The organism is Bacteroides rodentium JCM 16496, assembly GCF_000614125.1.
Lineage (GTDB): Bacteria > Bacteroidota > Bacteroidia > Bacteroidales > Bacteroidaceae > Bacteroides > Bacteroides rodentium.
In genome coordinates this window covers 26796-50164 of the sequence record NZ_BAKJ01000008.1, presented here as the reverse complement: position 1 = coordinate 50164, position 23369 = coordinate 26796, and the positions used below count along the sequence as shown (strand labels likewise).

The window sequence follows — 23369 nt, the reverse complement described above, 5'->3', positions numbered from 1 at the left end:
TCGGATTAGGGAAGTTTACCTTATCTTTGTCCTCAAAACTATACCATGAATAAACCGCAGATTACCATCAAGGATATTGCCCGGGCGCTGAATGTCTCCCCTTCCACCGTGTCAAGAGCGCTGAAAGACAATCCGGACATCAGCAAGGAAACCCGTGACCTTGTACATACATACGCGCGCGAACATAACTACAAGCCCAATGTACTGGCTGTAAACCTCCGCGCAAGCCGCAGCAATACCATCGGCGTCATTGTCCCCCAACTGGTACACCACTTCTTTTCCTGCGTATTGAGCGGAATTGAGAAAGCGGCGGCAGGCGCCGGCTATAACATCATAGTGGCGCAGAGCAGCGAATCGTACGAGCAGGAAGTGAAGATTGTACACTCGTTCCTTGCCGCCCGCGTCTGCGGATCATCGCTTCACTTGCCAAGGACACTTCCCAATACGACCATTACCAGGAATTGCTGAATAATGATATTCCCATCGTCTTTTACGACCGTATATGTACGGGGCTGAAAACCGAGCGAGTGGTGGTGGACGACTATGCCGGCTCCTTTGCCGCCGTGGAATACATGATACAGACCGGATGCAAGCGCATCCTTTTCTATGGTGCGGCTCCCCACCTGGAGATTACCAAGAATCGCCGGAACGGCTACCTGGATGCCATGAAGAAGTATAAAATTCCGGTGGACGACAGCATGATTCTGTTGTGCGACACCCGTGAACGCGCCATCTCCATCACTCCCGACCTGCTGGAAAGCGAAAACCGCCCTGACGGTTTCTTTGCCATCAACGACGAGACAGCTTCGGGCATACTGTATGCCTGCAAACTAGTCGGCGTAAAAGTTCCCGATGAAGTATCCATCTGCGGATTCACCGACGGAGCCATTGCCCAAAGTACCGACCGAAGCTGACTACCGTGGAGCAGCATGGCGAGGAAGTAGGTAAAAGCGCTTTCAGCATTCTGACCGGAAAGCTGGAGGGAGAAGAGAAAAACAACAACAAGATAGTACGTACCAATCTGGTGATAAGAGGAACAACGAAATAATAAAACATATTAAATCATCATGAAAGTAAAACCCGATTTAAGTTTCTGGAAGCTGTGGAACATCAGCTTTGGTTTTTTCGGCGTACAGATTGCATATGCTTTGCAGAGTGCAAACATCAGCCGTATCTTTTCCACTTTGGGTGCAGACCCGCATAATTTGAGTTATTTCTGGATATTACCGCCGTTGGCAGGTATCATTGTACAACCCATCGTGGGAGCCGCCAGTGACAAGACCTGGACACGCTTCGGACGGCGCATTCCTTATCTGTTTATAGGTTCGTTGGTGGCCGTACTCGTCATGTGCCTGCTACCCAATGCCGGAAGCTTCGGCATGGCAGTAAGTACAGCCATGATTTTCGGACTGGTATCGCTGATGTTCCTCGACACCTCCATCAATATGGCCATGCAACCCTTCAAAATGATGGTGGGCGACATGGTGAACGAAAAACAAAAAGGGCTCGCCTACTCCATCCAGAGTTTTCTCTGCAATGCAGGCAGCCTGGTGGGCTATCTCTTCCCGTTCATCTTTGCATGGATTGGCATCAGCAATACAGCTCCCCAAGGAGTAATCCCCGACTCGGTAATTTACTCTTTCTATATAGGAGCCGCCATTCTGATATTCTGCGTTATCTATACATCAGTCAAGGTGAAGGAGATGCCGCCTGCCGAATATGCTGAATATCACGGCATCACCGAAGAAGAGGAACATGAAAAGACCAACATGCTGAAGCTGCTCATCAAGGCTCCGAAGGCTTTTTGGACTGTAGGACTGGTACAGTTCTTCTGCTGGTTTGCCTTTATGTTCATGTGGACCTATACCAACGGCAGCATCGCTGCCAATGCTTTTGACGCTCCTACGGTAGAGCACTTGGTAGATGGTGTGACCAAAGTAGTACTCGACACCAAAAGCCTGCAATATCAGAATGCCGCCGACTGGGTAGGTGTACTGTTTGCTGTACAAGCCATCGGCTCTGTGCTTTGGGCCATCTGTATACCGATGTTCAAGGACCGCCGCCGGGTCTACTCACTCAGCCTTGTTCTGGGAGGTATAGGTTTCATTTCCACCTATTTCATGCACGACCCTTATATGCTGTTCATTTCCTTCTTGCTGATAGGTTGCGCATGGGCTGCCATGCTGGCACTGCCGTTCACCATCTTGACCAATGCACTGAGCGGAGGACATATGGGTACCTATTTGGGACTGTTCAACGGTACCATCTGTATTCCGCAGATTATAGCGGCAGCCTTGGGCGGCAGCATCCTTGCCTTGTTTACTCCCAAAGGAGGACTGCCTCCTGAAATCAACATGCTTGTGTTGGCAGGGGTCATGCTGATAATCGGTGCTTTCTGTGTATATTTAATCAAAGAGACCAAAGGGGAGAAAGCAAACTGAGAATCGCCCCCACAAAACATCCTGAAGCAGGGATATTGACCGGCACCGGGGAAGGCATCGTTCGGCACCGGGGAACGATGCCTTCCCCGGTGCCGAGCAATATCTTTCCCGGTGCTTATTTGGTGTCTTTCCTTGCCTTTATTTATTTTTGTCCTTACTTTTCTTCTTTATTTCCGCATATTGCTTAACTTTACGGCGATAACTACAGAAAACACGTCGCCATGAAGAAATACCTCAAGACCGATGAATGGAACATCATCGAAGACCAATTCCACCCCGACCGCCAACGGATGTCGGAAAGTATATTCAGTCTCGGAAACGGACGTTTCGGGCAACGGGGGTATTTTGAGGAGCCTTACAGCAGTGACAGTTACCGTGGTTCATTTGTGGCCGGCATCACTTTCCTGGACAAAACCCGCGTAGGATGGTGGAAGAACGGATTTCCCCCATATTACACCCGCATACCCAAGGCTGCCGACTGGAGCCGCATCAACCTGCGCCTCATCGATGAGGAACTCGATTTGGCAGGCTGGGATGTCGACAGCTTCAACCGCCGCTGGATATGAAGGAAGGTATCTCCTACCGGGACATGGAGGTGACGTCTCCTCGCGGAAACCAGCTCCGCATCCATGTAGAGCATATCACAAATATGGCAAGACCCAACCTCTGTCTCATCAAGTACAGCGTGTCTTCCATCAACTATACCGGCAGAATCTCACTCGTGCCCATCCTTGACGGGAATATAGTAGACGACGCCGACCAGCCAAACCTGAAAATATGGAACATCCTGCGTTCCGGTTCTACCAGCAGCTGTGCCTATCTCTGGACACAGACCCGCCGGGAAAATGCACAAGTGTGCTACGCCATGACTTACCAATTCTTCAAAAACAACAAGGAAACCACTGCCAACCCCATACGGATAGAAAAGGAAAAGCAGACCGGTTTCAGCGTAGGTGCCGACGTGAAACCCGGAGACAACGTGACACTCATCAAATACACCGCCATTGCATCTTCCCTCTACCACGAACGGAGTGAATTGGTGGAGCACTCCGTGGCCGAGGCACGCGAAGCCAAGAGCATAGGCTGGAATACGCTGGTAGAAGAGCATCGAAGGGCCTGGCAGGAAATCTGGGACGAAACGGATGTCGTCATCGAAGGGGACCCGGAAGCGCAACAAGGTATCCGGTACAACATATTCCAGCTGTATCAGACTTACCGGGGAGATGACCCGCGCCTGAACATCGGCCCCAAAGGATTCACCGGAGAAAAATATGGCGGCAATACTTATTGGAACACGGAACTGTGTTGTGTACCCTTCTTCCTCCTCTCCACTCCGAAGGACATCGCACAGAATCTGCTGACCTACCGCTACAACCAGTTGCCCAAGGCCATAGAGAACGCCCGCAAACTGGGTTTCAAGGACGGTGCAGCGTTGTTTCCGCAGGTAACCAACAATGGAGAGGAATGCCACAGCGAATGGGAAATAACCTTCGAGGAAATCCACCGTAACAATATCATTGTCTATGCCATCGTTCAGCATGCAGCGCTGACGGGCAATATGGACTATATCGCTAAATATGGCCTGGAAGTAATGATTGCCGTCAGCCGTTTCTGGAGCCAACGGGTATCCTTCTCCCAACCCAAACAAAAATATGTCATACTGGGGGTTACCGGCCCGGACGAATACGAAAACAATGTGGACAACAACTGGTACACCAACTATTCCTGCATACAGTGCCTCAAGATGACCCTCCGTTTTCTGGAGATGGTGGCACAGCAATATCCGGATGAATATGCCCACATACGCCGCATCACCAATCTCGACCAAGTGAAGGAAAGTGCCCGGTGGAGAGACATCATCGAACACATGTATCTGCCGGAAGACAAAGAACGGGGTATTTTCATCCAAAATGACGGCTATATGGATAAAGTACTGGAAAGTACAGACAACATTCCTGCCGAAGAACGCCCCATCAACCAACATTGGTCATGGGACCGCATTCTGCGCTCTTGCTACATCAAGCAGAGCGACGTATTGCTCGGACTTTACCTTTATTATTTCTATTTCGACACGGAAACCGTCCGCCGCAATTTCGAGTTCTATGAGCCGATGACCGTACACGAATCCTCCCTTTCTCCCCACATCCATTCCATCCTGGCTGCACGCATCGGCAAAGTGGAAAAAGCTTACCAGCTTTTCCTGCATGCCACACGGCTTGACCTGGACGACTACAACAACGAAGCGGACCAAGGTCTGCACATAACCAGTATGCCCGGCAGCTGGCTGGCCATCGTACGCGGATTTGCAGGTATGCAGGTGCTGAAGGAGACGTTGTGTTTCTCTCCCGTCATACCGCAAAAATGGGACAGCTATTCATTCAAGGTGAATTATCTGAAAAGCACACTTCACATACGGGTAGGAAAAGAAATCGAAATCTCGCTTACAGCAGGCAGCAAAATGGACATACAAGTCTACGGACACCCATATACGCTGGAACGGGGGACGGAATTGAAAATTAATGTGCTAATGTGCCAATGACCTGCGGCATGATAGCGCAGCATAAACATTGCGCAGCCAATTAGCACATTGGCACATTAAATCATCATTTATCCTATAACCGGGAGAACATTTGGTTGTTTTCCCGGTTTTATGTTTTTAGATATACCTGAACGAATAACTTGTTTACCAATGAAAAAAATGTTTCTTTTCGCCCTGGTCATGGCGTTGCTCATCACGTCGTGCGGGCAAAAACAAAAGGGTAGCAATACCCTTATCCGACCGGTGAAGACTGCGCAAGTCAGTTCACAGTCGGTTATCCGCAAAGACTTCTCCGGAATGGTGGAAGCCGTGGAATATGTGAGACTGGCCTTCCGCGTCAGCGGACAAATCATCAATCTCCCGGTTGTAGAGGGACAGCGGGTAAAGAAGGGGCAACTGATTGCCGCCATCGACCCACGCGACATCTCCCTGCAATATGCAGCCGACAAGGCTGCCTACGAAACAGCTGCCGCACAAGTGGAACGTAATAAACGGCTGCTTGGCCGCCAGGCTATCTCTGTGCAGGAATACGAAATCAGCGTAGCCAACTATCAGAAAGCAAAATCCGCCTACGAATTGTCCGGCAACAATATGCGGGATACGCGGCTGACAGCCCCTTTCGAGGGTTCCATCGAAAAACGGCTGGTAGAGAACTATCAGCGTGTCAATGCGGGAGAAGGGGTTGTACAGCTGGTAAATACACAAAAGCTACGAATCAAGTTCACCGTACCGGATGATTATCTCTATCTGCTCCGTGCCAAGGACGTAAAGTTCAAGGTGGTGTTCGACAGCTACCCAGCAGAGGCTTTCGATGCCAGACTGGAAGAGTATCTTGACATCTCCACAGCAGGGACGGGTATTCCGGTGACAATAACAATTGACGACCCGCACTTTGACCGTACACGTTATGACGTAAAACCGGGATTCACATGCAAGATAAAGCTGGCATCGGATGTTGCTCCCTTTCTGGAAGAAAAGCAGATGAATGTACCGTTAAGCGCCGTATTCGGCGACAGTGAAAACCGGAAAACGTATGTATGGGTGGTGGAAGGTAATAAAGTCAGCCGCCGCGAAGTGACCGTTTATTCTCCAACGGGAGAGGCAAACCTGCTTATCTCTAAAGGGTTGGAACCGGGAGAAACCGTTGTGACAGCCGGAGTATACCAGCTGACAGAAGGAGAAGTTATAAAGGTGCTAATGTGATTAATCACATTGGCACATTACATTCCCCATTTATCTAAAAAATATTCATTATGAATCTAGCCAAATATTCATTAGACAACACAAAGATAGTCTACTTCTTTCTGGCTGTGCTGCTTATCGGCGGCATACTGTCATTCGACAGGTTAGGAAAGAAGGAAGACGCACCTTTCGTCATCAAGTCGGCAGTCATCATGACACGCTACCCGGGAGCGGAGCCGGCAGAAGTGGAACGGCTCGTCACCGAACCCATCTCCCGAGAGATACAGTCGATGAGCGGCGTCTACAAGATAAAGTCAGAGTCCATGTACGGACTCTCCAAGATAACCTTCGAACTGCAACCGTCACTCTCTGCCGCATCCATTCCGCAGAAGTGGGACGAACTGCGGCGCAAAGTGCTCAACATACAGCCCCAACTGCCCGCAGGCTCTTCTGTGCCGACCGTCTCGGATGATTTTGGAGACGTTTTCGGCATCTATTACGGCCTGGTGGGTGACGACGGTTTCTCTTATGAAGAAATGAGAAACTGGGCGGAACGAATCAAGACACAAGTCATCACGGCAGACGGTGTGATGAAGGTAGCCCTTTTCGGTACACAGACAGAGGTCATCCATATATTCATCTCCGTAAACAAGCTGGCAGGAATGGGTATCGACCCCAAGCAGCTGGCCGGCCTGCTGCAATCGCAGAACCAGATTATCAATACGGGTGAAATCAGCACCGGAGAACAACAGTTGCGCATCGTGGCCAACGGTACCTACACGACTGTCGATGATATCCGCAACCAGGTTATCACTACCTCCGGCGGACAAGTCAAGCTGGGCGACATCGCCATCATTGAAAAAGGATACATGGAACCTCCCGGCAATATCATGCACGTCAACGGAAAGCGCGCCATCGGTATCGGCATCTCCACCGACCCTACAAAGGATGTGGTAAAAACCGGTGAACTGGTAGACCGGAGGCTTGCCGAACTCATGCCCCTCATCCCCGTGGGACTGGAACTGGAAAGTCTGTATCCCGAAAACGTGATTGCCAAAGAAGCCAACAACGTTCATCATCAATCTGATAGAATCCATCCTGATTGTGATTGTAATCATCATGCTGGTGATGGGCATGCGTGCAGGAGTACTGATTGGCTCTTCCCTTATATTCTCTATCGGAGGTACCCTGCTCATTATGTCGTTTCTTGGCGTAGGTCTGAACCGGACCTCCCTCGCCGGATTCATCATAGCCATGGGAATGCTGGTGGACAATGCCATCGTGGTGACAGATAATGCCCAGATTGCCATTGCCCGCGGCATCGACCGCCGGAAAGCGCTGATAGACGGTGCCACCGGTCCCCAATGGGGATTACTGGGAGCAACGTTCATTGCCATCTGTTCGTTTCTGCCACTGTATCTGGCTCCCTCTTCCGTAGCCGAAATCGTGAAACCTCTATTCGTAGTGCTGGCCATTTCCTTGGGATTAAGTTGGGTGCTGGCGTTGACACAAACCACTACATTCGGCAACCTCATACTGAAAGCAAAGGCTAAAGATGGTGGCAAGGACCCATACGACAAGCCTTTCTACCATAAATTCGCCTCCATCCTCGGCACACTGATACGCAAGAAGGCGTTGACCCTTGGAAGCATTACAGCACTGTTCATCCTCTCCCTCATCGTCATGGGACTGATGCCCCAGAACTTCTTCCCTTCTCTGGACAAACCCTACTTTCGGCAGATGTATTCTATCCGGACGGGTACAGCATCCGCGAAGTAGAAACCGAGATGAAAAAGGTGGAAGCGCACCTGATGCAGCAGCCGGAAGTGAAACGGGTATCCGTCACATTCGGCAGCACGCCGTTGCGTTACTATCTGGCCTCCACTTCCGTCGGCCCCAAACCGAACTTCGCCAATATCCTGGTGGAAGTAACGGACAGCAAATATACCAAGGAGCAAGAAGAGAACCTCGATGCCTACATGAAGGCCAACTATCCCAATGCCATCACCCGTACCATGTTGTTCAAGCTCTCTCCGGCCGTAGATGCCGCCATCGAAATCGGGTTCATCGGCAATAACACGGATACGCTGGTCATGCTGACCAACAAGGCTCTGGACATTATGCACCGTGACGGCGAACTTATCAACGTGCGTAACTCCTGGGGTAACAAGATACCGGTATGGCATCCCGTTTACAGTCAGGAGCGTGCACAACCGTTGGGTATCTCCCGGCAAAGCATGGCACAGAGTATCCAGATCGGTACGAACGGCATGACACTTGGAGAATATAGGGAAGGAGACCAAGTACTTCCCGTTCTGTTGAAGGATAAAACCATCGACTCTTTCCGCATCAACGACTTGCGTACACTCCCCGTATTCGGCACTGCACGCGAAACAACCACTCTGGAACAAGTCGTCAGTCGGTTCGACTTCCAGTACAAGTTCTCCAACGTGAAAGACTACAACCGGCAGATGGTGATGATGGCACAGGCCGACCCACGCCGCGGTGTGAATGCCATTGCCGCCTTCAACCGCATATGGAAGCAGGTGCAAGAGGAGATTGAAGTGCCCGAAGGTTACACCATGAAATACTTCGGAGAGCAGGAAAGCCAGGCAGAAAGCAATGCCGCACTGGCAGCCAACCTGCCGTTGACATTCTTCCTTATGTTCGTCACCTTGCTGTTTCTGTTCCGCAGCTACCGGAAACCGATTGTTATCCTGCTGATGCTGCCGCTCATCTTTATAGGTATTGTACTGGGACTGGTGGTATTGGGGAAATCATTCGACTTCTTCTCCATCCTCGGCTTGCTGGGGCTGATTGGAATGAATATCAAGAATGCCATCGTGTTGGTAGACCAGATTGATACGGAAACCGCTGCCGGAAAAGCACCGCGTGAAGCCGTTATCAGTGCAACGACCACCCGTATTGTCCCGGTGGCCATGGCATCGGGTACCACTATCCTGGGAATGTTGCCGTTATTGTTCGACGCCATGTTCGGCGGCATGGCGGCAACCATCATGGGTGGTTTACTGGTAGCCTCGGCATTGACACTATTCGTGCTGCCGGTGGCTTATTGCGCCATTCATAAAATCTAAAAAGCCCCAGTCTCCTAAAGGAGAAGGGGAATAGTTTTGTTTAATGCATTTGTGATATATCATGAAGAAGATTCTATTTATACTACTCTGTGGCTTTGGAATGAATGCCGGAGCACAGCAATATCTGAGCCGCGAAGAATACCGCGACAAGGTAGAAGCATACAGCCAGATTCTGAAACAACAGCATCTGAAAACATTCGCCAGTACCGAGGCACGCAAGATTGCCTCCACCGGTTTCCTGCCCCAGATTGACATCACCGCCGAGGGTACCGCCAATCTCAATCATCTGGACCAATGGAACAGTCCGAAAGGGGACTACCGCCCTTATACCTATCAGGCACTTGCCACCTTGACGCAGCCGCTTTATACCGGAGGCTCCCTAATAGCCCAAAAGAAAGTGGCGCAAGCCGAAGAGGTACTGGACCAACTTACCACAGAGCTGACCCTCGACCAGATACACTATCAAAGTGACGCCGTCTATTGGAATGCCTCTGCCGCCCGTGCCGGTCTGAAAGCCGCGGCTACCTTTCAGAATATTGTACAACAGCAGTACGACATCATCCAAGACCGCTTTGATGACGGTGCCATCAGCCGCACAGACTTGCTGATGATTTCCACCCGGCGTAAGGAGGCCGAATTGCAGTACATCAAGGCACGCCAGAACCATGCCCTTGCCCTGCAAAAACTGAATATCCTTATGGGCTCGGAACCGGACGCTCCCATAGACAGCATAGCCGAAATAGACATACCGACTGCCCCCATCATTCCTTTGGGCCTGGATGATGTGTTGCCCCGCCGAGCAGAATATGCCAGTACCTCCGTGAACATCGCCCGCAGTGAAGCGCAACGGCATGCCGCCCTCAGCCGCTACAACCCACAAGTCAGCATGTTCCTCGCTACCGGTTGGGACACGGGAATCGCCTATATGGGGCAGGATGTACCTCATACTCCCGTCGCAGGGGTCAATGTCAGCATCCCCATCTTCCGTTGGGGAGCCCGCTTCAAGACAAACCGCCAACAGAAAGCCTATATCGGCATACAGAAGCTGCAACAAAGCTATGTAACGGACAATATTCTGGAAGAGCTCTCCGCAGCCACCACAAAACTGACGGAAACTGAACAGCAAGTCAAGACAGCCCGGGAGAATATGACACTCGCCGAAGAGAATCTGGACCTTGTCACCTTCTCTTATAATGAAGGAAAAGCCAGCATGGCAGATGTATTGTCCGCACAACTCTCGTGGACACAGGCACACACCAACCTGATTGATGCGTATCTGGCGGAGAAGATGGCGGTGGCTGAATATAGGAAGGTGGTTAGTGAATGAAATACTCCCCAAAAACTATATAAAAAACTCCGGCATAGCTTTACAAAGCCATACCGGAGTTTCTTTATCTTTTTCTTACTGACAAGTTTATCCCAGGAATGAAATCAGTACACCCGCCGCAACAGCCGAGCCGATTACACCGGAAATATTACTGGACATACAGTAATTCAGTACATGGTTTTTCGGGTCATACTTCGTTGCAATATCATTGCAGACGCGGCTTGCCATGGGCACGGCACTCAGGCCGGTAGCACCAATCAACGGATTAATCTTCTTCTTGCTAAACAGATTGAACAGCTTCACAAAGAAAATACCTCCCGTAATGGACAATGCAAATGCCAGGAAACCACCAATCACAATACCGATAGTCGTCCAATTCAAGAATGCCTCACTGGTCATCGTGGCACCGACACTCAATCCCAAGAAGATGGTAGCCGCATTCATGATACTATTGGCTGCCGCATCAAACAAACGGCTTGTATCAGAACCGATTTCCTTAATCAAGTTACCGAACATCAGCATACCAATCAAAGGTACTGCCGTAGGTACAAACAAGGCAACAATCGTAGTCACTGCAATCGGGAAGATAATCTTCAATACACGCAAGTTCTTGATTTCAGTCTTTGAAGGATAAAGTTTCTCTTGCTCCTTCATATTAATCATCAGTTCCTTCTTGGTGCAGAACAGTTTCACTACCATCGGAATGATGACAGGCACCAGCGCCATGTAGGAATAAGCTGCAATGGCAATCGGCCCCAGCAAATGAGGAGCCAGCTTAATGGTAGTAAAGATAGCCGTAGGTCCATCGGCACCACCGATAATGCCCAATGCACCTGCTTCTTTAGGGGTAAAGCCCATCAATACGGCACAAAGCAGTACGGTAAAGATTCCTAACTGGGCAGCCGCACCGAAGATGGAGAGGCGCAAGTTGCGGAGCATCGGGCCAAAATCTGTCAACGCACCCACACCCATAAAGATGACAGGAGCAAGAAGCCGGTCTTAATCAACATATAGTAGATGAAGTTCATCAGTCCGAGGTCGTGGGCTATTTCGTGCAACGGCATCTCCCAGATATTCTTCATCACCCCGCCTACCATAACCATTCCGTTTTCATCTGCCTGAATCACACCCATATCACCACCGGGGAAGTTGGCGATGAGCACACCGAAAGCGATGGGCACCAGCAACAGTGGTTCGTAGTGCTTCTTGATGCCTAAATAAAGCAGGATGAAAGCGATGGCATACATCACGAGGAACGACGGATCGGCAATGATGTTGCTGAAGGCCGTCATATCATAGAGTTTTGCAAATATATCTTCCATTATCCTATCTTCATTAATACATCATCTTCAGAAACAGAGTCACCCGGATTGACGCAGATGGCAACAACCGTTCCATCAAAGTCTGCACGGATGGCATTGTATGTCTTCATAGCTTCGATATAGCAGAGAAGGTCACCACTCTTCACCTTATCACCCACTTTCAACGGAGTTTCCTGCGCATTCTTTGTCAAGAAGAATTTGCCTTCAAGCGGAGCCGGAACGTCCTGACCTTCGCCTACAGGGGGAGCGGTCACTTTATCGGTGGCCGAAGCAGGCAGGTCGATGTCGCCGTATGCCACTGTCACGCGGTAAGCCTGACCGTCCACCTGCACGGTAAGCGTCTTGGGTTTGGCATCGTCCAGCGGAGACTTGTCGCGTTCGGCACGGCGTTTTTCCACATCCCCCAGGAAGTCCTGTTTGGCCTTTCCACTCTTGTAAGCCTCGTATTGAGCCGGGTGCATGGCGTATTCGAAGAGTTCTTCATCGTCCTCGCCCAATTCCCACTTGTTCTCCTTCATCAGCTTGCGGTACTTGTCCAGAGCATCGGGATAGTTGTCCTGCGGATTACCGGTAAAGAACTTGCGTCCTTCGCGCTCTGCTTTCTCGATAAGTTCAGGTGCCAATTCACCCGGCAACTTACCAGCTTTGCCCAGCAGCATATCCCAAATATCATCAGCAATCATACCCCAGCGTTCCTTGCCCTTCTCCATAGCAATGACATTCATCATGGAAAGGTTCTTGACGTACTGGCTGAACGGAGTCACCAACGGGGGATAACCTACGCGCGGCCAAACATATGCCACTTCGTTGAACAACTTGATGAGCAGCTCATCCTGCTTCATGAAGGGCAGGTTGCGTTTTGCCTTGTATTTGTTGATGGACTCCAGATTGGATTCCAAGTCTGCCATCAGACTGCCCATCATGCCACCCGGCAGTCCGGGACCAATCAGCAGGGAGTTCATCAGGCGGTTGCGCGGGCTGATGTACAAGCCAAGGAAGTCGTCCATGAACTCCTGGATGAGTGCGCGTACTTTCATATATGCCTCCATATTGACTTCGGGCACCTGGAAGCCTGCATCCTTCAGCATGGCCTGCACACTGAGCAAGTCGGCATGTCCCGTACCCCAGGAAAGCGGTTCCATGCCTACGTCGATATAGTCGCAACCCGCTTCGCACACTTCAAGGATGCTTGCCATATTGAAACCGGGCCCCGCATGGCTATGGTACTGGATAGGAATATCGGGATGCGCTGCCTTGATATTGGCCACAATCTTACCCAGAGAAACCGGACGTCCGATGCCTGCCATATCCTTGATACAGATTTCGTCGGCACCTGCCTTGATAAGCTTCAAAGCCATATTCGTGTAGTATTCTACGGTATGGATGGGTGAATGGGTGATGCAAAGCGAGCATTGGGAAATCATTCCGGCATCGTGTGCATAACCGATGGAAGGGATGATATTGCGGGTATCATTCAGACCGCAGAAGGTACGCGTGATGTCCGTACCCTGCGCTTTCTTCACCTTATAGAACAGCTTGCGCACATCGGCAGGCACGGGACTCATGCGGAGGCCATTCAGGGCACGGTCCAACATGTGGGTCTGGATGCCGGCTTCATGGAACGGCTTCGTCCACTCGCGCACGGCTTTATTCGGGTTCTCTCCAAACAGCAGATTTACTTGTTCAAAACCTCCGCCATTGGTTTCCACGCGCGCAAAACAACCCATCTCGATGATGGCGGGAGCTACTTTCACCAGCTGGTCAACGCGGGGCACATATTTTCCGGCACTCTGCCACATGTCCCTGAATACCAAGCTGAATTTAATTTCTTTTTTCATACTAAATTATTCGGTGTGTTTTTGTTTTTATATAAGATTATTGTTTCAGATTTTTTCTACCTTAGCTACCTTACCCTTACCTTGTGTCACCACTGTAACGGCAGCACTGATAGCCGCCAAAATATTACCGGGGACAGGTGCAGGACCATTTGCCGCAGCCTTGGCCGGTGCCACCTCTTCGGGCGCATATTTATTCACCAATGCAATAAGAGCTTTCCCTAAGTTAATAACAATCAGCAGGATAGCAAAGACTGTTGCCATACCTACCACCATCAGCAGAAACGCTATGTTCAAGTTTTCCATATTATAATTTATTAGTTATTCCGTGGGATTTAAAAAAAATCGTTCGAAATTAGCGATTATCCATTAAAGAAAGGTGGTAAAAAATAATAAAAGATGCTAAAACGTCACTTCCCGCACTACCGGAGAGGTGGTACGGGAAGTGTATAATGCCCCATTTATGTCAAAAAAAGGGGCAATTGGCGGGACGGGCAGAATCAGCCAGCGGGTTCTCTCCCTGGTCGCCGTCGTTGCCGCCCTGGTTGCCGCCATCGGGGTTGCTGCCACCGGAAGAAGAGGTCTTGCCCCACTCTTCCCAGCATATATTATTATCCACCATACTGCGGGTAATCACTTTACTGTTCACATCGCGTTCCACCTCAGGAATGAACCGGACGCGCACTCCTACTATCTGAGAAGCGCTCACCTCCTTGGATGTCTGCACTCCCTGCTTGTTGGCAGCTGCCGTATAATAGAAAGTGCCCACTCCGTCTATTTTCACCGTACGCCCTTGTGCCATGTAGAGCGAAAGTACCTTTCCCAGATTCTTGACGATAGCATATGCATCACCACGGGTCACCGTAGAGAGTAATGCCAATTGGTCCGCAACCTGGTTGGTGGTAATGGCTTTGCCCCATGTAATAGATTTAGGATACCACAACCCATTGATTTTCTGTTGAGTTTTCTTATAAAACATAATTAATAAAGTATTAAGTAAATAGATAATAGTTGCAAGCGAACTTGTCATCACCGCTTTGACCGGTCGGGTTAAGGACTGACCGAAGTCCCGTCTCTTTTAAGAAGATAGAAGAAAGAAATGCACCGTGAGGCCTCAACGATTAAATCTTTCGTTCTTCTCAAATTCGATGTTGCAAAGTTAGGGTACACAAGAGGGGAAAACAAGAAAAGAGCCTCTACAACAGCTTTACGCAAAATACAATCAATCAATGAATTACAAAAACAGATACTCTACAGCATAACAGCAAGAACAAAAGCTGGAAATAAAGAAAACCATAAGAATCTCTACAACGAGTATAGGTAACGGACTGATAATGAATACCTGGAAGATAAAGCATCTCTACCATGCAGCCCAAGAGCCGGATAGCAGAAAACAGTGAACGAATAAAGCCGGAAACATTCATTTGCCGCCGTACCGACTTTTTAAAAGCTCCACAACATGTAGTGTTTTATCGCAATTCCACCAAAGTAGCTCCAAATACCGAATTCGTTATTCTGGAGTAAAAAATCCCTGCCAGAATGGGTTCTGACGGGGGTAATCAAAGATAACGACTGTGGTTGCCTTCCATAACGACTGAGATTGCCTCTCATAACGACAGAGGCTGCCTCATCTAACGACAAAGCCTACCTCCATCAAGCTTCCCGATTTCGCGACAACACTTTGTCATGATATTGTAAACAGCAACCGCACACCACCGCGTCCACTGTCTCCCCACCCTGAAACAGCTCCTCATCTGTCTGCATCAGCCGCTTCTTCAAGCGGAACTTCTGCTGGGAAACGGAAGCAGGCGAAACAGCCGTCAGTGTGGCAATTTCGGCATTGCTGAAGCGTAGACACATCAGCAGGCAAAGCTGAGAGTCGGCAGGTGTAAGCTGGGGGAAACGTTCGGCAAGGTGAAGGGTGAAGCCACTGTAAACACGGTCGGCAAGTTCGCGAAGATATTTCCATTGGGCATCGGTAAGAAACTTAGGCTGGCGATGCAGGCGTTCCAACATCTCGTCACCATCTATCAGCGTGGAAGTAAGTGCCTGCACTTGCTTACCCAGCAGGCTGGCGCGCTCTCCCTGCTGCCTAAGCAGTTCCAGCTCCCGGGGCAAAGGGAGCTTGTCGTACTCTTTGAGGCGGGTACGGAGAGATTCATTCTCTTCGTGCAGCAGATGGCCGTGCGCCATAAGGTTCATCAGAGACTGGCGTACCTCTTCCCGCTCTTCATCCGTCAAGGACATTTCCCGCAGGCACTCTTCCAGCTCTTCACGTTCGCGTTCATTGCTGCGCAGGCGTTGTTCATTCTCACTCAAACCGACCAGATAACGGCGGTGCTTGCGTTCTTTGGAGAACTTGATGTCCTTGATGGATAGCCATACATTCAGGCCTATCATCAGAGCGGTGAATACACCCCACAGAAATTGTTTCCGCCTATCGACCGGCTTCAGACGGACAAGGCTTCCACCGGAAAGTTCCTTTACTTGCTCGTATTCACGGTGCAGGTCGGAAAGCAAACAGACGGTCTGGGCACTGTCGACAGCACCGCACTGCACCAGTGAGTCGGCACGGACGAGGGACTGTTCGTAGTTCATCAAAGCTTTACCGGAAGATTTCGAGCAGGCTGTCAGGCCTAAAAGGAGGAGGAGCAGGAGGAAGAAAGAGGTGTGCTTCATCTTGAAATTTTGTGTTTATAATAAGTAAGGTGTAAAATCGGTAAGGAATGAGCTTACTTTAAATGTTTTGATAACCGCGAAGGTTCACGGCGCATATCCCAAAGGTCTGCAATGTAAACGACCTCTTCTTCTACATAGAAAATCAATTTATTATGTTTACTCACAATCAATCCCCTATAAAATTTAGCCCGATTTTTCAGCAAAGGTTCTTGATGAGCCAACTCAAGATTTACGGCTATACGCTCCTCCCACCGGAATATATCCCGCTCAAACTCCTCGGCAGCTTTCCTGCCGAATTCACGAAAAATATAGCGTAACGTATTTTCCCATTCATGCAAGGCACGAGATGACCATTCAACTCTCATAATCCCGCAATAAATTGTTTCATACGCTGATGCGCCACTTCTGCCGCGACTCCCTTTCCGGCTTCAAACTCCGTTTCCGCCTCATCAATCCGTGCGTCCAGTTCCTCCACCGTATAAGGAGCAAGCTCCTCGACCTTCAGTTTCTCTGCTCTTAACTTGGCCCGGTCCACCGCACGACGATAAGCACGACGCACCGTCCGCAACACCTCCATATTGTCAGTAGCCAATATATCACGAGCCAATTCATTTCGGCAAGCATCCAATTCAACTGTTTTCATAATCAATGCATATTATATAGAAAACAAAGGTAACACTTTCTTCCCACAATAAATAAAGAGGTACAAAGTTTTTCATTACTTTGTACCTCTTCTTTCTCTTCGACCTGCATTATTTATAGTCGTGAGTCAGCAAAAATCATATCGCTTAAAACTCACTCGTAAAGTGGAACTTGATATGCTTGAAGTCCATCTGCGCCATCTGCAACACATATCCGCTATCGGCCAGGAATACATCCCTACCCTCGCGGTCTTTGGCCATGTACTGGTATTTGCGCTTCTTGAAGGCTTCCAGCTCCGCCGCATCATCGCTCTCAATCCAGCAGGCCTTATACAGACTGAGTGGCTCCCAACGGCACTTCGCACTGTATTCATTCTCCAGACGATACTGGATGACCTCGAACTGCAACTGCCCCACCGTACCGATAATCTTACGCCCGTTGAACTGGTTGACGAACAACTGCGCCACACCTTCGTCCATCAACTGGTCGATACCCTTGGCAAGCTGTTTCTGCTTCATCGGATCGGCATTCTCAATGTACTTGAACATCTCCGGAGAGAAACTCGGAAGTCCCTTGAAGTGAAGCGCCTCGCCTTCGGTCAGCGTATCGCCAATCTTGAACGTACCGTTATCCGGCAGGCCGATAATATCTCCCGCCCAAGCCTCATCGACAGTTGTCTTGCGCTGCGCCATGAACTGCGTAGGCGACGAGAAACGCATCGTCTTGCCATGACGTACATGCAAGTACGGGGCATTGCGTACAAACTTCCCGGAACAGATTTTGCAGAAAGCGATACATGAACGGTGATTCGGGTCGATATTGGCGGTTATCTTAAAGATGAATCCGGTAAATTTAGGTTCTTCCGGCTCCACCTCACGTTCTTCCGCCTTCACGGGACGGGGACTGGGAGCAATCTCCACAAAGCAATCCAGCAGTTCCTGCACACCGAAATTATTCAGTGCCGAACCGAAGAATACGGGAGCAAGCTCCCCTTTCAAGTATTCCTCCTTATCGAATTCGGGGTAAACACCGTCTATCAGTTCCAATTCTCCGCGCAACTTGTCGGCCAGCTGGGCGCCAATCTGGTTGTCCAGCTCCTCGGTATGGATGTCCACTTCCACCTTCTCCGTCACTACCTGCTTGCTGGGCTGGTAGAGGTTGAGGTTATGCTCGTAGATATTGTAGACACCCTTGAAACGGACACCGCTCTCGATAGGCCACGTCAAGGGACGCACGTGGATGTGCAGTTCCTCCTCCAGCTCGTCCAGCAGGTCGAACGGGTCTTTGGCTTCACGGTCCATCTTGTTGATGAAGATAATCACCGGCGTATTACGCATACGACAGACCTCCATCAGCTTGCGTGTCTGTGTTTCCACACCTTTCGCACCGTCCACCACGATGATAACGCTGTCCACAGCCGTCAGCGTGCGGTAGGTATCTTCGGCAAAGTCCTGGTGACCCGGAGTATCGAGGATGTTGACCTTGTAGTCATGGTAGTCGAACTCCATTACAGAAGTGGTGACGGAAATACCACGCTGTTTTTCAATATCCATCCAGTCCGACGTTGCCGTCTTCTTTATCTTATTGCTCTTTACGGCACCCGCCACCTGGATTTGTCCACCAAAAAGCAACAACTTCTCGGTCAATGATGTCTTACCGGCATCCGGATGCGCGATAATCGCAAACGTTCTCCGTCTCTCTATTTCGTTGTTATTGGCCATATATCAATTAGTCAGTAATAATCACTCTTCCAAATTCTTCATGCAGACGGCAAGGCTCGCCTCCCAATGGGGTATATCGATACCGAATGTCTTCTTTATCTTTGTCTTGTCCAACACGGAATAATGCGGACGCGGCGCTTGGCAGGAAACTCATCCGTATGCAACGGGCTTACCTTGCAGGTCTTTATGCCGGCCAGGCGATGGATAGCCAACGTGAAATCATACCAAGAGCACACTCCCTCGTTGCTGAAATGATAGACACCGGGAACAATCCCCCGGTTGACAGCCGCAAAAATGGCACGTGCCAAATCATTGGCGTATGTCGGCGTGCCTATCTGGTCGAAAACAACCCCCAGTGTCTCGCGTTCACGTCCCAGACGAAGCATCGTCTTCACAAAATTATTTCCATAAATGGAATAGAGCCACGCCGTACGGATAATCATGCACGGCTGCAATGCTTCATCACCGCCTGCTCACCTGCCAGTTTGGTAGAGCCATATACCGAATTGGGACAAGTAGCCGCCTCTTCCGTATAGGGGGTGTGTCCGGTTCCGTCGAAGACATAGTCGGTGGACACTTGTATCAATGCAGCGCCGCAAGCTTCGGCAGCAGCAGCCAGATAGCCCGGCGCGACATGATTCAGCTTGTCGCAAAGTTCCTGATTGTCCTCTGCCTTGTCCACCGCCGTATAAGCGGCGCAATTCACGATTACATCTATCCGGTTGTCCTTCACAAACCCGTGCACAGCTTGTTCGTCGCAAATGTCCAATTCCTGCACGTCAGTGAAAAAACAAGTATGTTGTCCGTTTTCTTTCGACAACACTCGCATTTCATTGCCAAGTTGACCGTTGGCACCGGTTATCAGAATATTCATCTTTCTATTTACGATTTGACGATTTACAATTTACGATTGGAGTCACTCCAGTTCCAATTCTCCCCGCTTCTCCTTGTCATAATAGTTGGCAAGCAACGAGACGAAACCGCTGATGGCCTCCATAGCCTTTGCCGTGCCCTGACTGATTTCCTTCTTCTGCAAGCGCAACAGCAGCACTCCATAAAGCGCCTCGAAACAAGTGTCTACCTCAGACTCCTCTTTCCGACCGCTCTTCTGGCGCAGCTCCACGATAAAAGGCAGTGCCTTGAAATAAGCCGCATTATAGAACGGATATTTCGTAGAAGCCAGCAATTCGCCATGCAGCTCCGTCAGGTTCAGAATGACATTCCGGTTGATTTGCAGATGTCCTTTTTCCGTTACGCCTTCCGCACGCATCATATCCGCCAGGTTTCCATACCATTCTTCCAGCGCAGGCCGTTCCTCCTCCGGATAGCGCAAAATGAGGTTCTGGCGTATCCGGTCTATGTCACAGCCGTTGGCACGGAGCAAATCCTCCACCTGCCACATATATATAAGGTATTCGGCTATATTCTTCTCTTTCAGTTGTTGCGCAATCTTCATTTCAAACTGTCAATTATCCATTCTTATAATTTTCAATTGTCAATCGCCAATTGTCAATTCAGTACAGTGATTCACCCATCAGTGTAAACACCAGTCCCAGCACAGACACCACAACGACAATGCTCCCGATAATACGATTCAGTATCCAGATACCGCGCAGGTTGAATTGTGTACGGACCTTATTGACAAAAAAGGTTATGCCAAACCACCAAGCCAAAGCACCCAATGCGATGGCCAGGTATCCGGTGACAGCCTCAAACACCAGCACGCCCTCACTTACAAAAGCGAAGCGGGCGAAAAGACCTACAAAAAGGAAAATAATCAGTGGATTGGAAAGTGTGACGGCAAACGCCGTTATGAAGTTATGGAAATAGGAACCCTTATTGGTAGATACCGGACGGATGGACTGTACCGGATTGCTGCGGAACGTATAAATGCCAAATGCCAACAGAAGAATGCTTCCGAAAAGCTGCAGGTAAAAGATGTTCTTGTTGACATAATCAAAGACAAAACTCATCCCGTAGCCCGTCAGCAAGGCATAGGCTATGTCGCTCAGCGAGGCTCCTACCCCCGTTACGAAACCATACCACCGTCCTTTATTCAAAGTACGCTGAATGCATAATACTCCTACAGGACCCAATGGCGCGGACACAATGACGCCGATAATGAACCCCTTCCACAATATGTCAAATATGGTTTCTATCTGAATCATGGCTGCAAATATCGGACTTTTTTGTGAGACGAACGAATAGTGTTAACGTTTTTTCGATGGAAAAGGATTTTAAAAAGTAAAGATTATCCTTTTTGCATATTATTCCGTATATTTACCTCCGAACTTAACAATACCCCCTAATGAAACGAATAAAAAAACCTTTAACAATCGTTTCCATGGCCGTCTTACTACTGACGGCATGTGAAGCTCCCAAGGAACTCGGTGTGATTCCATATCCGCAGTATGCCCAAACAACGTCAAGAACAGTCGAACTGCCATCTACGGTAACCTTCTCGGCCAATCTGGCAAAATCCGACATGGATGACCTGCTGGCTTACCTGCCGGACTTTGCCATCCCCATGAAGCTTGTCAATGAGAACCCTTTTGTAACGATAGAAGTAACGGACACACCGGATACTCCCATTGCTGCCGAAGGCTATAACCTGACTGTCAGCAAACAAGGCGTAAATATCCAGGCCTCCTCCGCAGCAGGTGCCTTCTATGGCCTGCAGACCCTGGCACAACTTGCCCGTAACGGGAAGGAACTGCCAGTCACGACCATCAAAGACGAGCCCAGATTCCCCTATCGCGGGCTGCACCTGGATGTTTCAAGGCACTTCTTCAACACGGATTATGTCAAGAAGCAAATAGACCTGGTAGCCACCTACAAAATCAACCGACTGCATTGGCATCTGACCGATGGTGCCGGATGGCGGCTGGAGATTCCCGGCTATCCCCGCCTGACAGAATTCGCAGCCTGGAGAAAAGCCGCCAATTTGCAGGATTGGGGGAAATATGACCACCACTCTGCGAAAAGGACGAAGAAGGAGCCTATGGAGGCTACTATACGGAAGCGGATGTACGTGAGGTGCTGGAATATGCCCGCCTGCGGCATGTCACCATTATTCCCGAAATAGAGATGCCCGGACATTCAGGAGAAGTGCTGGCGGCCTATCCGCAACTGTCCTGTACCGGAAAGCCCTATACATCCGGTGAGGTCTGTATCGGCAACGAGGAGACCTTCAAGTTTTTCGAAGATGTGCTGGATGAAGTGATACGGCTGTTCCCTTCCCGGTATATCCACATCGGAGGCGATGAAGCCAGCAGACGTCACTGGAAAGCATGTTCCAAATGCCAGAAGCGCATAAAGGACGAGGGACTCAAAGATGAAAGCGAGCTGCAAAGCTATATGATAGCCCGCATAGAGAAGTACCTCAACAGCAAAGGGCGTGAAATCATCGGCTGGGACGAGATACTGGATGGAGGCCTGGCTCCCAACGCAACCGTCATGTCGTGGCGGGGTACGGAGGGTGGCATTGCCGCCGCCCGCATGGGGCATTACGCATCATGACACCGGAGAGCCACTGCTATCTGGACCACTACCAGGATGACCCCGAGACACAGCCGCTGGCGTTTGGCGCCTGCGTCCCCATCGGACAGACCTACTCCTACGACCCGGCTCCCGATTCATTGGGAAGTGATATCTGCAAATACATATTAGGTGTACAAGGCAATGTATGGGCCGAATATCTGCCCACTTACGAACATGCCGAATATATGATATACCCGCGCATCATCGCTTTGGCAGAAGTAGGCTGGACTCCCACGAAGAACAAGCATCCGGAGAGTTTCAAGAGACGTATCAACAACGAAATACGATACATCCGGACGAAAGGGTACAACCCGTTCACCTTGTCGGAACAAGTGCAGACCAGCCAGACCGTTGACTATGCCAAGAAAAAAATCATGCTGTCCCTCACCTCCGAAAAACATCCGATTGACATCCGCTACACAACGGACGGCTCCGAACCGACAGTATCTTCCCAATTATACAAGAAACCGTTTGCCGTAAAAGACTCCATATTGCTGACCGCACGTCTTTTCGACGGAGAAAAGCCCATCGGGAAAAGCCTTCACCTGCGCACCGACTACCACAAGGGTATAGGCAAAAAGATAACCTATGCACCGGGCGGTGGATACTATCAGCATAAAGAAGTATACAAAGGCGGCGGTGACACCGGTCTCCTCGACGGACTTCGCGGCGGCAAAAGCTACATGGACGGACGATGGCAGGGCTTCTGCCCCAATGATTTGGATGCCATTATCGACCTGGGCGAAGTGACCGCCATACATCGGGTCATGGCCAACTTCATGCAAATCCGTACCCCACAAGTATTTCTCCCCGCCAAAGTGGAAGTATGGGCATCTGTTGACGGCAAGAACTTCACCCTGCTGGGCAGTGATACCTGCAGCGAGGAAGAGGCCGGAAAGGACGTGATATTCCGTGACTTCGGCTGGATTGGCCCCCCCACTGAGGCACGATATGTACGCTTCCATGCCATACAAGGGAAGAAGCAATTCTTATTTACGGATGAAATCGTCATACAATAACACACATCCGTTTTTTATGAAACAGAA

15 protein-coding genes and 7 pseudogenes are annotated in these 23369 nt (G+C 49.9%); 11 read left to right on the top strand and 11 right to left on the bottom strand.

What is annotated here, in order from left to right:
• Positions 1-45 precede the first annotated feature (45 nt).
• From JCM16496_RS05405 to JCM16496_RS05375, 7 genes and pseudogenes are all read left to right on the top strand, one after another.
• Positions 46-1048: pseudogene (locus JCM16496_RS05405) on the top strand (LacI family DNA-binding transcriptional regulator).
• A 19-nt stretch (positions 1049-1067) separates the two neighbouring features.
• Positions 1068-2441: an MFS transporter gene (locus JCM16496_RS05400; RefSeq protein WP_025832858.1), complete on the top strand. Its 1374-nt coding sequence runs from the start codon at positions 1068-1070 to the stop codon at positions 2439-2441.
• A gap of 221 nt (positions 2442-2662) precedes the next feature.
• Positions 2663-4980: pseudogene (locus JCM16496_RS05390) on the top strand (family 65 glycosyl hydrolase domain-containing protein).
• 150 nt (positions 4981-5130) lie between these two features.
• Positions 5131-6183: an efflux RND transporter periplasmic adaptor subunit gene (locus JCM16496_RS05385; RefSeq protein ID WP_025832856.1), complete on the top strand. Its 1053-nt coding sequence runs from the start codon at positions 5131-5133 to the stop codon at positions 6181-6183.
• 50 nt (positions 6184-6233) lie between these two features.
• Positions 6234-7199 (top strand): annotated as a pseudogene (locus tag JCM16496_RS24880) (efflux RND transporter permease subunit); the annotation flags it as partial.
• Between the two features lie 82 nt (positions 7200-7281).
• Positions 7282-9257: pseudogene (locus JCM16496_RS05380) on the top strand (efflux RND transporter permease subunit).
• Between the two features lie 61 nt (positions 9258-9318).
• Entirely contained in the window at positions 9319-10584 is a 1266-nt protein-coding gene (locus JCM16496_RS05375) for a TolC family protein (RefSeq protein WP_128809461.1), read from the top strand.
• A gap of 87 nt (positions 10585-10671) precedes the next feature.
• Here the strand turns inward: JCM16496_RS05375 and JCM16496_RS05370 are convergent.
• The 4 genes and pseudogenes from JCM16496_RS05370 to JCM16496_RS05355 form a co-directional block, all read right to left on the bottom strand.
• A pseudogene (locus JCM16496_RS05370) lies at positions 10672-11906 on the bottom strand (sodium ion-translocating decarboxylase subunit beta).
• On the bottom strand, positions 11906-13744 hold the full coding sequence (locus JCM16496_RS05365; RefSeq protein WP_025832853.1) for a biotin/lipoyl-containing protein: 1839 nt from the start codon (positions 13742-13744) through the stop codon (positions 11906-11908). The pseudogene JCM16496_RS05370 and the gene JCM16496_RS05365 overlap by 1 nt, the downstream one beginning before the upstream one ends.
• A 45-nt stretch (positions 13745-13789) precedes the next feature.
• On the bottom strand, positions 13790-14047 hold the full coding sequence (locus JCM16496_RS05360; RefSeq protein ID WP_025832852.1) for an OadG family protein: 258 nt from the start codon (positions 14045-14047) through the stop codon (positions 13790-13792).
• A gap of 160 nt (positions 14048-14207) precedes the next feature.
• On the bottom strand, positions 14208-14720 hold the full coding sequence (locus tag JCM16496_RS05355) for an HU family DNA-binding protein (protein WP_439644517.1): 513 nt from the start codon (positions 14718-14720) through the stop codon (positions 14208-14210).
• A gap of 386 nt (positions 14721-15106) precedes the next feature.
• Between JCM16496_RS05355 and JCM16496_RS22640 the strand changes: the two genes are divergently transcribed.
• Positions 15107-15265, top strand: coding sequence for a hypothetical protein (locus tag JCM16496_RS22640; protein ID WP_159102437.1), 159 nt, complete (start codon positions 15107-15109; stop codon positions 15263-15265).
• Positions 15266-15394: 129 nt separating this feature from the next.
• Here the strand turns inward: JCM16496_RS22640 and JCM16496_RS05340 are convergent, their stop codons facing one another.
• The 7 genes and pseudogenes from JCM16496_RS05340 to JCM16496_RS05310 form a co-directional block, all read right to left on the bottom strand.
• On the bottom strand, positions 15395-16420 hold the full coding sequence (locus JCM16496_RS05340) for a helix-turn-helix transcriptional regulator (RefSeq protein ID WP_025832846.1): 1026 nt from the start codon (positions 16418-16420) through the stop codon (positions 15395-15397).
• Positions 16421-16473: 53 nt separating this feature from the next.
• Positions 16474-16785, bottom strand: a complete 312-nt coding sequence (locus JCM16496_RS05335; protein ID WP_025832844.1) for a type II toxin-antitoxin system RelE/ParE family toxin — start codon at positions 16783-16785, stop codon at positions 16474-16476.
• Complete coding sequence (locus JCM16496_RS05330; protein WP_025832839.1) at positions 16782-17063, bottom strand: hypothetical protein; 282 nt, start codon at positions 17061-17063, stop codon at positions 16782-16784. Before JCM16496_RS05330 ends, JCM16496_RS05335 begins: the two co-directional genes overlap by 4 nt.
• A gap of 145 nt (positions 17064-17208) precedes the next feature.
• The gene (locus JCM16496_RS05325) at positions 17209-18783 is read right to left on the bottom strand and encodes a peptide chain release factor 3 (protein ID WP_005826320.1); all 1575 of its coding nucleotides are present in this window, start codon (positions 18781-18783) and stop codon (positions 17209-17211) included.
• A gap of 21 nt (positions 18784-18804) precedes the next feature.
• Positions 18805-19657: pseudogene (rfbD, locus tag JCM16496_RS05320) on the bottom strand (dTDP-4-dehydrorhamnose reductase).
• A gap of 42 nt (positions 19658-19699) precedes the next feature.
• Positions 19700-20239: a DUF4924 family protein gene (locus JCM16496_RS05315; RefSeq protein WP_025832836.1), complete on the bottom strand. Its 540-nt coding sequence runs from the start codon at positions 20237-20239 to the stop codon at positions 19700-19702.
• Positions 20240-20297: 58 nt separating this feature from the next.
• Entirely contained in the window at positions 20298-20951 is a 654-nt protein-coding gene (locus JCM16496_RS05310) for a LysE family translocator (RefSeq protein ID WP_025832834.1), read from the bottom strand.
• A gap of 176 nt (positions 20952-21127) precedes the next feature.
• Between JCM16496_RS05310 and JCM16496_RS24575 the strand changes: the two genes are divergently transcribed.
• The 3 genes and pseudogenes from JCM16496_RS24575 to JCM16496_RS23525 all read left to right on the top strand — a co-directional run bounded on the left by JCM16496_RS24575 (position 21128) and on the right by JCM16496_RS23525 (position 23342).
• A complete protein-coding gene (locus JCM16496_RS24575) occupies positions 21128-21868 on the top strand; it encodes a family 20 glycosylhydrolase (RefSeq protein WP_262482758.1) in 741 nt (246 codons plus the stop codon).
• Positions 21820-22496: pseudogene (locus JCM16496_RS24570) on the top strand (beta-N-acetylhexosaminidase); the annotation flags it as partial. The gene JCM16496_RS24575 and the pseudogene JCM16496_RS24570, both read left to right, overlap by 49 nt.
• Positions 22497-22508: 12 nt before the next feature.
• Positions 22509-23342, top strand: a complete 834-nt coding sequence (locus JCM16496_RS23525; RefSeq protein WP_369346655.1) for a discoidin domain-containing protein — start codon at positions 22509-22511, stop codon at positions 23340-23342.
• Positions 23343-23369 lie beyond the last annotated feature (27 nt).